We start from the raw sequence: 14310 nt of genomic DNA, 5'->3' as shown, positions 1-14310 counted from the left end.
TACCATATTGTAATAGCAATTTATTAGTAATTTTATAAAAAAAATTTCTATATGAAAAAATTTCTACTTTCTGCACTTACGCTAACAATGAGTGTATCTGCATATTCACAAACGTGGAATATCCAAAGTTCAGGATTTTCGACAGTGTCCAGAGGGATCTCTGGACTGGAAGTATATGACGCCAATACAGCTTGGGCATTCGCTTACGATGGAGTAACATCCAGTAATATTGTTCAGGAATTTACAAAAACATCTAATGGAGGAACTACATGGACATCAGGAACAATAAATGTTGGAGACCCTACAATGACCATTACAAATGTCTCTGGTGTAAGTGGTACTACTGCATGGGTGGGAGCATTACTATCTACACCAATTGATGGTTTAGGAGCCGTATATAAAACTACAAATGGCGGACTAACATGGACCGCGCAACAACCATTCGCCACCGCAGGCGAATCCTATCTAAACTTTGTTCATGCATTCGATGCTAATAATGTTATTGCAGGTGGAGACCCGCAAAATGGCGAATATGAACTTTATACAAGTTCCAATGGTGGAACTTCATGGACAAGAGTACCTTCTGCAAATGTCCCTGACCCCATCAATAATGAATATGGTTATAATGCTGGATATTATTCTGCCGGAAATAATATATTTTTTTATACAAACAAAGGAAGAATTTATAAGTCTGTTAATAAAGGGTTAAACTGGGATATAGCATTTACTGGTTCTACATACAACCTTAATGATTTTGGTGGAGCGACAATAAGTGGAGACATGGCTTGGAGCGATGAAAATAGAGGCATAGTGTTAAAGAAAACATACAATACACCTATACCTCCTGCAGCTGCAGTGCAAACAGCAATAGCAATGTACAGGACTACCGATGGAGGAACAACATGGTCTACTGTAACAATTACAGGAATTTCCGCAGCAAACAATATTAGTGATATTACATATGTTCCAGGGACTAATATATTGGTAGCAACAAGTTCTGCAGGAGGATCTTGGAAAAGTTTAGATAATGGTTCTACTTGGACCTCTATTGATACAGGCGTACAACATTTAGGAGTTAGATGTTCTGACGCTAACACATGTTATTCAGGTGGATTTAACACTTCAGCGACAGTTGGAGGAATGTTTAAAACATCTGGGTCTTTAGGAGTAAATGATGCTACTAATGTAAAAAACATTTCACTAAACATCTATCCTAATCCTACAAAAGGGGAAATCAATATCAAAACAGATAAAAAGATAAAATCTTCTACTGTATTTGATCTTTCAGGAAAAACATTGCTACAATCAACCTCTGAAAAAGTAAATATCAGTTCTTTCACGAAAGGCACTTATTTACTGAAAATTGAATTTGCCGATGGAAGTACAAAAACTGAAAAAATAATCAAAGATTAATCTAATTATTTTCAACAATACAAAGAAACTCACCCTTATCGGTGAGTTTTTTATTTTATTTTTGCAGAAATTAAAATCTGTGTCTATTAAATCAAAATTTATTAATTTTTTCAAGATTGTATTTCCGTCAACTGTCACTGAACTGGCGATTTTTGTGTTTTTTTATATCGTCTACGGAATTTTAGGATCCTATATCGCGCTTCACTACAGAATTATTTTTGACAGCAGAATTCCGTGGGATGCATATTTTAGTTTTGACAATAAAGCTATCGTAATGACAGGTGGTAGTTTTGAAAGACACCCGCTTTCCTACTATTTTTTTAACTGGATGAGAGATTCCGTTCTATTATTCACCAATGGAAAAACAGATGTAAATTTTAGACTGATCTTGGCATGGCTGAGCAATTTTGTTATCAGTTTAAGCTTGATTCAGGTATATAAATATTTAAAAAACATCATCAAGCTTCCATTATTTATTAACCTTTTAATCATCTTCTTTTTCAGTTTATTTTCCACAAATATTCTTCTTTCTTTTACGCCAGAAACCTATACTTACACGCTCTTTTTGCTGGTTTTATTTAACAATTACACTGGAATAAAATTTAAAAAAGAGGGTAAAATTGCGGGTTCTGCATTAGTACTGGCCGGTGTTACTATTGGCGGACTAACAGTGACGAATATTGTGAAAGTTTTTATCCCTGTTGTATTCGAAAAAGGCTTATTGAAAAGCTGGAAAAAATTTGGAAATGCAGCTTTCAGAGTAATTCTTGCTATAGGAGTTTTAGTCGTTTTATACTTAAATCGTATTGATTTTAAATATCAAAACATACTTTCAAAGTCGGGCGAACAGTATGAAAAGTTCTCAAATGTAAAGTCGACACCGATTTGGGATATGATTTACTCTTACTTTTTTGGTGGAAACATACTTTTTCCAAGCTTTTTCATCCGGGAAAAACACAATATGAAAGGTTTTTATTTTAAAGCAATCTTTATGGAAACCTATTCTACAGTATTTGCATACGTCTTCATTGGATTGATGATAGGAATTATTTTATGGAGTTATTTTAAGAATTTCAAGAACAAACTTGTTCAGATTCTTATGCTCTCTTTTTTGGTTGATGTTACTATTCATTGCATCTTTAGATTTGGCTTGCATACCTCATACATCTACGGCGGCCACTACATTTTCGTCTATCCTTTGTTAATAGGATGGTTGTATTTCGCATATGGGAATTCTCCGAAAATATTATCTTTTTTGACGATGACCATAGGACTTTTGACGATATATCTGCTCCTGAATAATTACCATCGAATGATCGATTTTTTTGAATTTTTAAACCTTTTCTACAAATAATAAAAAGGCTGAAAACGAGATCGTTTCCAGCCTTTTTATTATAAATTTTTAATCTATTTTGCTTCTGCACAGAAGATTCTGTATTGTACAGCAAATGCAGATTTGAAATATTCTCTCACTTTCGAAAGGTCTGAAGCGGCACTTTGTTTGGTAAAATAACTTCCCGCAAGAATCTTATAATTTGGCCTCAGAGAAGCATCTGTTTCAACCTTTAAATTTGGAAATCTCTTTCTGAAATAAGATTTAATTTCGTTGGCTTCATCATTACTTTTCACAGTAGTAATCTGAATTTTATATCCTAAAATTCTTGGGTTTTTTCTGCAAACTTCAGCGTTGGTAAGTTCTCTGTTTGGAACATAAATTTTGGTAGGTCTCGGTGGGAGATCATTATTTATGACAGAAGTATGCACTGCTACTCTTGAACATTTTTCTTCGAGACCCGTCATTGCATCGCTCACACGCGAATCCATCGTCATTACCAGCTCTGTACCGGAAAGTGTATCTCTCTTCACAACCTGTTGGGCATCAACAGCATAAAAACCAAAGAAAGAAAGAATTGAAAATATTTTAATGAAATTTCTCATTTAAACTTGTTTCTGCAAATTTAGAATAATTTAAAAATACAGCAACCATAGTTATTTAGAATAATTACAAATTAAACCTTAATGACATTTTCCCCTTTGGTTATACCGTTAAATTCCTGTTAAAAATATTATTTTTGCGGGATTGATTACAGTTTCAATATTTACTAACATAAGACAATTTAAATGATTAGTTGGAGAAAGCATTATAAAAAAGGGCTGATTGCGATAGGATTATTGCTATCAACAAGTGCTTCAATTTACGGGCAAGACGGCGATCCTAAAAATGGCGAGAAACTTTTTAAGGCAAATTGTACAGCATGTCACGCTTTAGACAAACAGGTTGTAGGACCGGCACTGAAAGGTGTGGTTGAAAGACTGAAGTCTGAGCAGGGACTAGATACAGAGTGGCTTCACAAGTGGATCAAAGATAACAAATCACTCAGAGCCTCTGGTGACAAGTACGCCAATGAAGTTTTTGAAAAATACAACAAGACTGAAATGCAGGTCTTTCCTAATCTTGCAGATAAGGATATCGACGATATTTTAGCTTACACCACTAATCCTCCGGCACCAGAACCGGAAAAAACTACAGAAGCAGCACCAGGAACAGAAACTAGTGCGGCGCCAGCTAACAATACTACATCAAGCATTGTAATCATTTCACTTTTAGCAATTGCAGGTTTATTAGTTTGGATCTTAATCAAACTGAGACAATTAGTAAAAATGGGTCAGTCTGAAGACTTGGCCGGGCTTAATGAAAGCAGAGTAAAATCTTTCAGTGAAATCTATGAAAAATACCACTACATCGGCAAAGGTCTTTTAGCTGTTCTGGCTATCCTGGCGACTTACGGTGTATGGAACTGGATCATGTGGATTGGTGTTTACAAAGGGTACAAACCAGATCAACCGATCTACTTCTCACATAAAATTCACGCTGGAGAAAATAAAATCGACTGCCAATTGTGTCACTCAAGTGCTAAATATGGTAAGGTTTCTGAAATTCCTTCGATGAACGTTTGTATGAACTGTCACAGAACGATTTCTGAGTACAACGGTAAATATCTCGAGCCAGGAAAAGACAAAGCTTTCTACGATGGTGAAATTAAAAAGATCTACGAACACACAGGTTGGGATCCTGAGAAGCAACAGTACACAGGTAAAAACACTTCTCCTGTAGAATGGACGAGAATTCACAATATGCCAGATTTTGTTTACTTCAATCATGCTCAACACGTAGTAGCTGGTGAACAAGCAATCATTAACTCATTCAACAAGAAAAATCCTGACAACAAGATTGATGTTGTATGTAAAGCATGTCACGGAAAAATTGATACAATGAATGTGGTACAGATGGCAAACGACTTCACTATGGGATGGTGTATCGAATGTCACAGAACAACTGAAATTGATATGAACAACGGTTATAATAAAGAATACTTCAAAAATCTACACGAAAAGCTTAAAAAGCAATACCCTCAAGATGGCGGTAAGATTACGGTAGATGCGATTGGAGGTCTTGAGTGTGGTAAATGTCATTATTAATAACTAAAAAATCAGAAGTATAAATGGCTTCAAACAAAATACAATTTAGAAGTATTCACGAACTTAAAGACCCTTCCCTAAACGGTAAGCTGGCTCTTAAAGAGTTCCAAGAAGAAATTCCGGTAGAAGATTTCTTAGGTGACGCTGAAAAAAGCGATGCTAGTACAACAAGAAGAGATTTCTTGAAGTTATTAGGTTTCTCTACAGCAGCAGTTACTTTAGCAGCTTGTGAAGCTCCGGTAATCAAAACAATTCCTTATGTGGTAAAGCCACATGATATTATTCCGGGAGTTCCTAATTACTATGCTTCAACATATTTTGACGGTTATGATTTCGCAAGTGTTTTAGTAAAAACCAGAGAAGGAAGACCTATCAAAATTGAACCAAATCCGGTAGCGGGTGATTTAGGAAAAACCAATGCAAGAGCTCAGGCGAGTGTACTTTCTCTTTATGATAACGATAAAGTAAAACAGCCTAAATTTGAAGGTAAAGACGAAACTTTCGATAAAGTAGATGATTATGTGATCAAAGGTTTAGAAGAAGCTAAAGCTGCGGGAAAAAGAATCGTACTACTTTCTCACTCTTTTGCGTCGCCAACATTCAAAAAATTATTTGCTGATTTTAAAGCTAAATATCCTACTGCTGAACTGGTAACTTATGATGCAATACCTTACGCTGCTTCTCTAGATGCTGCACAGGAAGTATTCGGACAGAGAGCTTTGCCGGTTTATGACTTTAATGGTTCTGAGTTGGTAGTTGCTTTTCAGGCAGATTTCTTAGGAGAATACAATGCTGCAAGTTTAGAATCTTCTTATGCTGCTGCAAGAAAACCGGGAGCAAGCATGTTGAGACACATTCAGGTGGAATCAAACATGTCTTTAACTGGCGCTAATGCAGATTCAAGATACAGATTAAAGCCAAGTGCTGTAAACAAGACTTTGGTTGAAGTTTACAACGCAATCGTTGGAGGTGGCTCTTCAGATAAATTAGCGAACGAGATTGCTAAAGAGTTAGCAGCAAAAGGCAGCAAAGCTGTAGTTTTCGCTGACGGTTCTAAAGGTGCTCAGGTTTTAGCTCACTTAATCAACCAAAAATTAGGTTCAGTAGCTTTCACTGGAAAAGCAAACTTCCTGAAGGAATTTGATAAAGCAAGATTCAACGAATTTTTAGGATGGGTAAATGGCGGACAGGTTGGTGTTTTGATTACCAACAATGTTGACCCAATTTATTCTCACCATAAAGGACAAGATTTCAAAAAATCTTTGGCTAAAGTTCCTTACGTTATTGCTGTTGCAGACAAGAAAAACGAAATGTATAAAGCAGCGAAGGCTGTAATTCCGGTAGCTAACTGGCTAGAATCTTGGGGAGATATTGAGCCTCAGACGGGAGTTTATTCATTAATGCAGCCTACAATCCAAAAAATCTACAAATCTAGACAGATCGAAGAGTCTCTATTGGTTTGGAAGAATGGAAAAAATAACGCGGCAAATAATTATTACGATTATTTAAAGGCAAATTCAGCTTCTCTATTAGGAGGTACTTCATTCAATAAGGCTTTATATAATGGTGTTATTGCATCTACTAATGCGACAACGTTATCATATTCCGGAGGAAATGCTCAACAAGCTATTGCTGAATTAGGAAACTTTAAAGCATCAAAATTAGAATTAGTTTTATACACAAAGACTTCAATAGGCGACGGAACTCAGGCAAACAACCCTTGGTTGCAGGAATTACCGGATCCATTGACAAGAATGTCTTGGGATAACTACTTAACAATTTCTCCGAAAGATGCTAAAGATTTAGAAATAGAAAACGATCTAAATGCAAGAATGCAGTTGGATGGTTCTATTGTAAATCTTACCGTAAACGGAGTAACAATAGAAAATGTTCCTGTATTTATTCAGCCGGGACAAGCAGACGGATCAGTAGGTCTTGCGCTTGGTTACGGTAAAAAAGATTCTGGAGCCACTGCCGATACTGGGGTAAATGCTTATCCTTTATTTGATGGTTCTAACCTTGTTATTTCAAATATTGAAATTAAAAAAACAGGCGAGACACACGAGTTTGCAGGTATCCAGCTTCAAAACACTCTTATGGGTCGTTACGATATTGCTAAAGAAGTTCCTTTAACGGAATATTTGAATGTAGCATTTGATGACGAACACCACGGATGGAACAAGCCATTGGAATATCACACCATCAGCGGTGCTTTGCCAGCAGGTAAAATTGACCTTTGGGATGCATTTGATGATACAGACGGTCCTCACTTTAACTTATCAGTTGACTTGAATTCTTGTACTGGTTGTGGAGCATGTATTATTGCTTGTCAGGCAGAAAACAACGTTCCTGTTGTAGGTAAAGAAGAGATCAGAATGTCTAGAGATATGTATTGGTTGAGAATCGACCGTTACTATTCTGCAAAAGAAAAAATCGAGACTAAAGAAGGTGTTGAGAGAGGATTAAACGTTCCTCAATTGTATGACATCCTGATTGAGCCGAATGAAAGTCCAGATGTAATCTTCCAGCCGGTGATGTGTCAGCACTGTAACCACGCTCCTTGTGAAACTGTATGCCCGGTAGCGGCTACTTCACACGGTAAGCAAGGTCAAAATCACATGGCTTACAACAGATGTATCGGTACAAGATATTGTGCAAACAACTGTCCTTATAAAGTAAGACGTTTCAACTGGTTTACATATAACCTTAATGACCGTTTTGATTTTAATCAAAATAATGATTTAGGAAGAATGGTTCTTAACCCGGACGTTGTTGTAAGAACAAGAGGGGTTATGGAAAAATGTTCATTATGTATCCAAAAGACTCAGGCTACCATCTTAAATGCTAAGAAGGAAAACAGAAAAGTGACAGACAATGAATTTAAAGATTCCGTAGCATGTGCTTCAGCTTGTTCTACAGGATCATTAACATTCGGAGATATGAATGACAAAGAATCTGAAGTTAGAAAATTATATTCTAGTAACAGAAGATATCATTTACTTGAAGAGATAGGAACAAAACCAAACGTTTTCTATCACACGAAAGTAAGAAACAGAGCAGAAAATTAAAGTTTAAATAATAAATAGGTAAAAAATGTCAGGACATTACGAAGCTCCGATAAGGGAACCTCTGATTATTGGTCACAAAACTTATCACGATATCACAGAAGATATTGCACGACCTATCGAAGAAAGAGCAGGAAAATTATGGTGGGTTTCACTATATGCGGCCTTAGTTCTTTTCATCTATGGATTCGGCTGTATCGCCTACACTATCGGGACAGGTATTGGAGCATGGGGGCTTAACAGAACTATTAACTGGGGTTGGGATATTACCAACTTCGTATGGTGGGTAGGTATCGGTCACGCCGGAACTCTTATCTCCGCAGTATTATTATTATTTAGACAGCGCTGGAGAATGTCTGTAAACCGTTCTGCAGAGGCGATGACGATTTTCGCAGTTGTACAGGCAGCAATCTTCCCGGTTATACACATGGGTAGAGTTTGGGTAGGATATTGGGTATTCCCTCTTCCTAACCAGTTTGGTTCTCTTTGGGGGAACTTTAACTCTCCTCTACTTTGGGACGTATTTGCAATCTCAACGTATTTCTCAGTCTCTACAGTATTCTGGTTTATGGGATTGATTCCTGACTTTGCAATGATCAGAGACAGAGCAAAAACTCCATGGACAAGAAAGATATATACATTCCTAGCTTTCGGTTGGGGTGGTAAAGCAAAACACTGGCAGAGATTTGAAGAACTATCTTTGGTTCTTGCAGGTTTGGCTACTCCACTTGTATTCTCGGTACACACGACGGTATCTTTTGACTTTGCTACGTCAGTAATTAAAGGATGGCACTCTACGATCTATCCTCCTTACTTTGTTGCGGGAGCTATCTTCTCAGGATTTGCAATGGTACAAACCCTATTGTTGATCGCTAGAAAAGTTTGTCACTTAGAAGATTACATCACAATGTACCACATTGAAATTATGAACATCGTAATCATCTTAACAGGTGGTATGGTAACAGTAGCATATGCAACTGAATACTTCATAGGATGGTACTCTGGTTCAAGATACGAAGACTTTACCTATTTATCTCCAGGTGCTGCTACAGGACCTTACTGGTGGGCATTCTGGGCATTGATATCTTGTAACTTAATTATTCCGGCAGCATTCTGGTTTAAAAGAGTAAGAACAAATATTCTTGCAACGTTTATTATAGCATTGATTATTAATATCGGTATGTGGTTCGAGCGTTTTGACATTATCGTAATCAACCTTTCGAGAGATTACTTGCCAGGATCATGGACGATGTTTAAACCAACCATCATCGACGTAGGTGTATACTTAGGAACTATCGGATTCTTCTCTGTATTATTCTTATTATATGCAAGAACATTCCCTGTAATCGCGCAGGCAGAATTGAAATCGATTTTGAAAATCTCAGGTGAAACTTATAAAGCAAAAGAAGGAGATGAGCACCACTAAAATTGTATACGGACTTTATGCTGATGACGACGATCTAATGAACGGAGTTAAGGCATTCAACGATAAAGGAATCGCAATCAACGAAGTGTATACTCCGTTCCCGGTTCACGGGCTAGATAAAGCTTTAGGATTAAAGAAAACAAGAATTTCTGATGCGGCATTTATCTATGCTCTTTACGGAGTTAGTATTGGCGCAACAGTTACTTGGTACGTAATGAATCATGACTGGCCACAGAACATTGGTGGGAAACCAGCTTTTGACTGGGCACACAATATGCCTGCATTCGTAGTTCCAATGTTTGAATTAATGGTATTCTGTGCTGCACACATGATGTCTTTGACTTTCTTAGTCAGAAACAAAATGTATCCTGGTGCACCGGCTCAGAACCCAGATCCAAGAACGACAGATGATAAATTCATGATGGAATTTATAACTGAAGATGTAGAATCTATTAAGCAGCTGCTTGTTGATACGGGAGTTGAAGAAATAACTGTTAAAGATGCTTAAAATGAAAAAGAATGTACTAAAAATTACAGCAATTTTAAGTTTAACTACAGTTTTACTTAATTCTTGCGGACCGAAAGAAAATACACCTCTGGTATATTTCCCGGATATGTACTTTCCGGTAGCTTACGATCCTTTAATGAAAGCTCAGGATGCATATTCAGATCATGAAAATGAAATTCCTGCTTTTGTAAGAACTAATGGTGCTACTGGCCTTGCTCCCGTAGAAGGTTCAGTTGCTCAAAATAAAGATGGTGTTTTTGCAGAAAATATACTTCCTAAAAACCCAGATGAGTATAATGCAGGTTATGATGCTTCAAAATCATTGACTTCTTCTCCTTTAAATCCGGCTAATGCTGCGAAAGATATCGAAAGAGGTAAAATATTATTTGACCATACTTGCTCGGCATGCCACGGAACTGGAGGTGACGGTCAGGGACCAATCGTTCAGAGCGGAGCATACTCAGGTGTACCAAATTATGCAGACAGAGAAATCACTGTAGGTTCTGTTCATTATGTATTAACAAACGGTAGAAATGCGATGGGTTCTTATGCAGGACAACTAAATGCTGGAGACAGATGGAGAGTTGCAATGTATGTGATCAACGCTTTTAAGAAAGGCGCACCGGCAGCAGCAGCGACAGCGACAGCAGCAAAAACAGATTCTACCGCAACTAAAAAATAAGAAAAGAAATGTATAGTTTTTCACCAAAATTAAAATCAACTTCTATCATACTTCTTGTTGTAGGTTTAGTTCTATTTGGAATCGGTTATTTCATGAATCATGGGTTAACTGCAGAAAAAATAGAGCATATGATGGAGGCCGTTCATTCTTCAGGTCACGATGCGCCTACGCACTCTAGTGAGATGATAGGACCTCAGGATCACGCTTCACATCTAGAACATGCTACAATGCAGGTTCACAACCAGCCTTTGGCAGCAATACATTTTGTAGCAGTATTTTTCTTCGGAGTAAGTTGTGCGGTATTGTTTTTCTACTGTATTCAGCACGCCGCTCACGCAGGATGGCCAATTATTATTACAAGAGTAATGGAAGCTATTGCTTCTTATATTCCTTACGGTGGAGCAATTTTAGTAATTTTAATGTTACTAAATATCTTTCACCAAGGTCACCTATTCCACTGGATGGATCCGGATTTGACAGATCCAAATTCTGCTCATTTTGACGTGATCTTATTTGAAAAGAAAAGATTTTTAAATATTCCTTTCTACGCAATCAGAACTTTGATCTACGTAATCGGAGCATCATTCTTCGCTTGGAAACTGAAAGCTCAGTCTAAAAAAGTAGACGATACCAACTCTAGAGTTGAATATCAAATGCTTTACAGATGGGCGGTAGGATATATTGCATTCTTTGGGTTTGCTTCTGCAGCTTGGGCTTGGGATTGGTTGATGTCTATTGACCCTCATTGGTATTCTACAATGTATATCTGGTATTCTATGGTTAGCTGTCTTTCAAGTGGTATCGCGGTAATTATCTTACTAAGTGTTTACCTTAAGAAAAACGGATTCTTACCACAGTTCAATGATAATCACTTGCACGATTTAGGAGTTTTCCTTTTTGCTACAAGTATGCTTTGGACGTACACATGGTTTGCTCAGTTTATGTTGTACTGGTATGCAAATGTACCGGAAGAGGTTAATTACTTCTTCGGAAGATTCCAACACTATGGAGTGACGTTCTTACCAATGCTGATCATCAACTTCTTATTACCATTATTGGTTTTAGTAAGTTCAAGCATTAAGAGAAATTACAAAGTAGTAACGATTATGGCAGTAGTTGTTATCTTAGGTCACCTTTTAGATTATTTCAACATGGTAATGCCGGGAACAGTTGGTCCTTATTGGAACACTCCTGAAGTACTTTTATTAGTATTAGGCGCTGTATTATTTGTTGTAGGCTTATTTATCTTCACAGTAATGTCTGCTTTATCTAAATTGAAGCTAATTCCGACAGGAAACCCTTACCTTCACGAATCTGAAATTTACGAGTATCCTTTCTAAGGACTTGTAACAAAATAAAATTATAAAAGACTGATTGAAAATATCAGTCTTTTTTTTGCTTCTAAGGCAACCATTTCCAAATTACATTGTCTTATTAATAGATAGATTTTTAAACTTAAATTATATACCATGAAAAAAACTCAATTACTCTCTTTTCTCTTTTTGCTTGTGCTAAACTTTTTCAATGCACAAACCACTACTTTCCTTTCAGAAAAAACAAATCAGCCTTTGCCAAAAGTTTCAGTATTCGGGAAAGACGGAGCTATTGTAGCCCATTCAGACATTGACGGAAAAATTGACAGAAAAGCATTAAACCAATCACAGGAAAATTTTCAGCTGGTCTATGAGAATATCTCTCTTGGTAAATTTTCTTTTGCCGAATTGGATAAAGATGTGGTAAAACTCAATGACAGAGTAAAAGACATTGAAACCGTGGTCATCAAAAATAACAAACCCGCAAAATATGTCTTAATAAAAGGAAACTTTAATGCTTATGTAACTCTAAATGGTTCTTTGAATTGCTATGTGGACGGAATAGCCACATACATTTTTGATAATAAAAGTAAAAAACTGAAAAGTACAAATATTGAACAGTACAGAATTTTCAGATTAGAAAAAGTATCAAACGAAGAAAAGCAAACCAGTTCATTTGATTACAACACTTTCTTAAATCTACCTCTCCTGAAAGATATTGGAAACATTACCGAATATAAAAATAAAAAAGCAACCATTAAAGAGCTGAAAGGAAACACAAAAGATGAAATAGAAATTAGCGGAAGTGCTTTACAAGAAAAAGAACTGGCTTTATTCGGATACAGATTTTTTGATATTAGAGGATTAATAAATCATTCTTACGAAAAAGATTCAAAAAAAACTTTAAGAGACTTTCTTGAATCTAATGAAATCATGTACATGAGTTTAAAACATAAAAGTGAGCCAAATTATAATAAAATCATTAGTTATAAAAACTTCTATCCTACAGAAATAGATTTTAGTGATAACAATGAAATTGATGATAAGGTTAAACTAAATAAAAACATCAGTCAATACAAAACAAACTATTGGGAAGATGCATCGTTCCCGAATATGCAGACTATCTTCAGTTCTTTTTTTAAAGAAGATTTAAAGGAAAAAGAAAACAAAAAATAAAAAATCTGTATTCATAAAGGTTTTACTAAATTTGCATCAAACCATTAACAAATGAAAAAGCTAAGTTTTCTACTTATTTTTAGTTTACTTCTTTTTACAGCTTGTAAGAAAGATCACGTTGATGCGACCAGCACTCAAACGCTTCAGTCGAGCATCAATGATATGGCTTCAAGCCTTACCACAATCAAGCAAATCAAATTCAATGAAGCTTTATATATTTTAAAAACTTTCGGCGTAGAAGCTGAAGGTGATGTGAATGAACTGAAAGCTTTGGGACAATTGATTAACGGAAAAAAAGTTCCTGAAATCTTGTCGATGGCAGATGATGTAGCTCAAAAAAACGGTATTGAGTGGGCAAGTACTGCTCCACCGTCATTAGGAGAAATGAATATTTTTGGTGATGAAACGGCAAAGGAAAGTGATCCTAATGACGTAAGGGCAAGTTCGCTGAATTTAGCGACACAATTATCCGGCGATACAGGAAACGGGCCGACTGCAATGCAGATTATTCCGAGATTGGTTGACAATGCCGGGAAACCAATTGCTTTCACAGGTGCAGCTTTAGAAACAACTTTAGAAGTTTTCAGTAACGGAGTAAAACTTTCGACTGCTAAAAACCTTATGCAGGATAATAACTTCAGAGGATTCAGTCTTAAATTTTCATCTTTATTAGCTTCAAAAATTGTCGATAATAAAATTGACATTACGGTTTCTGTAAAAACCACGGCAAAAACTTTTAAAATGTCTAAAATCGGACTTGATGTAAATCCTTCAGCATTAAGAGTTCCGGAAGCTCCAAAAACTGATTCTACAATGGTTGTTGAAGATCCGAATGCGGTGATAGATCCAAATAATCCTACCGGAACAACACCGGGAACAGTTACAGATCCGAATTCTACAACTCCGGCACAGCCAAAACAGCCAACTGCTGACCCTAAAAGTACAGTAAGCAAATTTTTAAATAATGTAAGTTCACAAAATTTAAAAGCAGCATTTGATTCATCAAGCAACCCTAGCTGGGGAAGTTATGAGTCATTTTCAAACCCAACTTCTGGTTTTGGAGCTGTGAAAAATGTGAGTGTGAAAAACATTACAACAAATGCTTCAAATCCTAACGCTGCAAGTGTAAACGCAACGTATGATGTGACTGATAAAAATGGAAGAACAACGTCTCTTAAAGCAACTTTCGGATTGAAAAGTGTGAATGGAGAATGGAAAATTTCAAGCTATAAAATCAATCCATAAAA

At 36.4% G+C, this 14310-nt stretch carries 11 protein-coding genes; 10 read left to right on the top strand and 1 reads right to left on the bottom strand.

The genetic code is table 11. The features are described 5' to 3' along the window. The first annotated feature begins 51 nt into the window (after positions 1-51). A complete protein-coding gene (locus tag PGH12_RS13260; RefSeq protein WP_267596409.1) occupies positions 52-1413 on the top strand; it encodes a T9SS type A sorting domain-containing protein in 1362 nt (453 codons plus the stop codon). A gap of 79 nt (positions 1414-1492) precedes the next feature. Next, positions 1493-2767, top strand: a complete 1275-nt coding sequence (locus PGH12_RS13255) for a DUF6080 domain-containing protein (protein ID WP_267596410.1) — start codon at positions 1493-1495, stop codon at positions 2765-2767. A 53-nt stretch (positions 2768-2820) separates the two neighbouring features. On the opposite strand, the gene PGH12_RS13250 is transcribed toward PGH12_RS13255, so the two are convergent. Then, on the bottom strand, positions 2821-3351 hold the full coding sequence (locus PGH12_RS13250) for an SPOR domain-containing protein (RefSeq protein WP_267596411.1): 531 nt from the start codon (positions 3349-3351) through the stop codon (positions 2821-2823). A gap of 183 nt (positions 3352-3534) precedes the next feature. On the opposite strand from PGH12_RS13250, the gene PGH12_RS13245 reads away from it, so the two are divergent. From PGH12_RS13245 to PGH12_RS13210, 8 genes are all read left to right on the top strand, one after another. Then, on the top strand, positions 3535-4893 hold the full coding sequence (locus tag PGH12_RS13245; RefSeq protein ID WP_267596412.1) for a c-type cytochrome: 1359 nt from the start codon (positions 3535-3537) through the stop codon (positions 4891-4893). Positions 4894-4916: 23 nt separating this feature from the next. Continuing rightward, positions 4917-7961, top strand: a complete 3045-nt coding sequence (locus PGH12_RS13240; protein ID WP_267596413.1) for a TAT-variant-translocated molybdopterin oxidoreductase — start codon at positions 4917-4919, stop codon at positions 7959-7961. A 25-nt stretch (positions 7962-7986) separates the two neighbouring features. Further along, positions 7987-9384 carry an NrfD/PsrC family molybdoenzyme membrane anchor subunit gene (gene nrfD / locus PGH12_RS13235; protein ID WP_229983198.1) on the top strand — a complete coding sequence of 466 codons (1398 nt, stop codon included), beginning with the start codon at positions 7987-7989 and terminating at the stop codon, positions 9382-9384. Beyond that, a complete protein-coding gene (locus PGH12_RS13230; protein ID WP_047443227.1) occupies positions 9371-9892 on the top strand; it encodes a DUF3341 domain-containing protein in 522 nt (173 codons plus the stop codon). Before nrfD ends, PGH12_RS13230 begins: the two co-directional genes overlap by 14 nt. After that, positions 9885-10574 (top strand): c-type cytochrome, encoded by a 690-nt coding sequence (locus PGH12_RS13225; protein WP_267596414.1) that lies wholly within the window; start codon positions 9885-9887, stop codon positions 10572-10574. The genes PGH12_RS13230 and PGH12_RS13225 overlap by 8 nt, the downstream gene beginning before the upstream one ends. Before the next feature lie 8 nt (positions 10575-10582). Beyond that, complete coding sequence (locus PGH12_RS13220; RefSeq protein WP_267596415.1) at positions 10583-11914, top strand: quinol:cytochrome C oxidoreductase; 1332 nt, start codon at positions 10583-10585, stop codon at positions 11912-11914. A gap of 129 nt (positions 11915-12043) precedes the next feature. After that, the gene (locus tag PGH12_RS13215) at positions 12044-13063 is read left to right on the top strand and encodes a hypothetical protein (RefSeq protein WP_267596416.1); all 1020 of its coding nucleotides are present in this window, start codon (positions 12044-12046) and stop codon (positions 13061-13063) included. A 51-nt stretch (positions 13064-13114) separates the two neighbouring features. Beyond that, positions 13115-14308, top strand: coding sequence for a hypothetical protein (locus tag PGH12_RS13210; protein WP_267596417.1), 1194 nt, complete (start codon positions 13115-13117; stop codon positions 14306-14308). The last annotated feature ends 2 nt before the right edge of the window (positions 14309-14310 follow it).

Origin of the sequence: Chryseobacterium sp. CY350 (genome assembly GCF_027945075.1) — a bacterium.
Classification (GTDB): Bacteria; Bacteroidota; Bacteroidia; order Flavobacteriales; family Weeksellaceae; genus Chryseobacterium.
This window is presented reverse-complemented; position numbering and strand designations above follow the sequence as displayed.

What these genes read in the sequence shown, in the direction of transcription:
- PGH12_RS13260 (WP_267596409.1), top strand. Translation starts at nt 52, where the DNA reads ATGAAAAAATTTCTACTTTCTGCACTTACGCTAACAATGAGTGTATCT.
- PGH12_RS13250 (WP_267596411.1), bottom strand. Translation starts at nt 3,351, where the DNA reads ATGAGAAATTTCATTAAAATATTTTCAATTCTTTCTTTCTTTGGTTTT.
- PGH12_RS13245 (WP_267596412.1), top strand. Translation starts at nt 3,535, where the DNA reads ATGATTAGTTGGAGAAAGCATTATAAAAAAGGGCTGATTGCGATAGGA.
- PGH12_RS13240 (WP_267596413.1), top strand. Translation starts at nt 4,917, where the DNA reads ATGGCTTCAAACAAAATACAATTTAGAAGTATTCACGAACTTAAAGAC.
- nrfD (WP_229983198.1), top strand. Translation starts at nt 7,987, where the DNA reads ATGTCAGGACATTACGAAGCTCCGATAAGGGAACCTCTGATTATTGGT.
- PGH12_RS13230 (WP_047443227.1), top strand. Translation starts at nt 9,371, where the DNA reads ATGAGCACCACTAAAATTGTATACGGACTTTATGCTGATGACGACGAT.
- PGH12_RS13225 (WP_267596414.1), top strand. Translation starts at nt 9,885, where the DNA reads ATGCTTAAAATGAAAAAGAATGTACTAAAAATTACAGCAATTTTAAGT.
- PGH12_RS13220 (WP_267596415.1), top strand. Translation starts at nt 10,583, where the DNA reads ATGTATAGTTTTTCACCAAAATTAAAATCAACTTCTATCATACTTCTT.
- PGH12_RS13215 (WP_267596416.1), top strand. Translation starts at nt 12,044, where the DNA reads ATGAAAAAAACTCAATTACTCTCTTTTCTCTTTTTGCTTGTGCTAAAC.
- PGH12_RS13210 (WP_267596417.1), top strand. Translation starts at nt 13,115, where the DNA reads ATGAAAAAGCTAAGTTTTCTACTTATTTTTAGTTTACTTCTTTTTACA.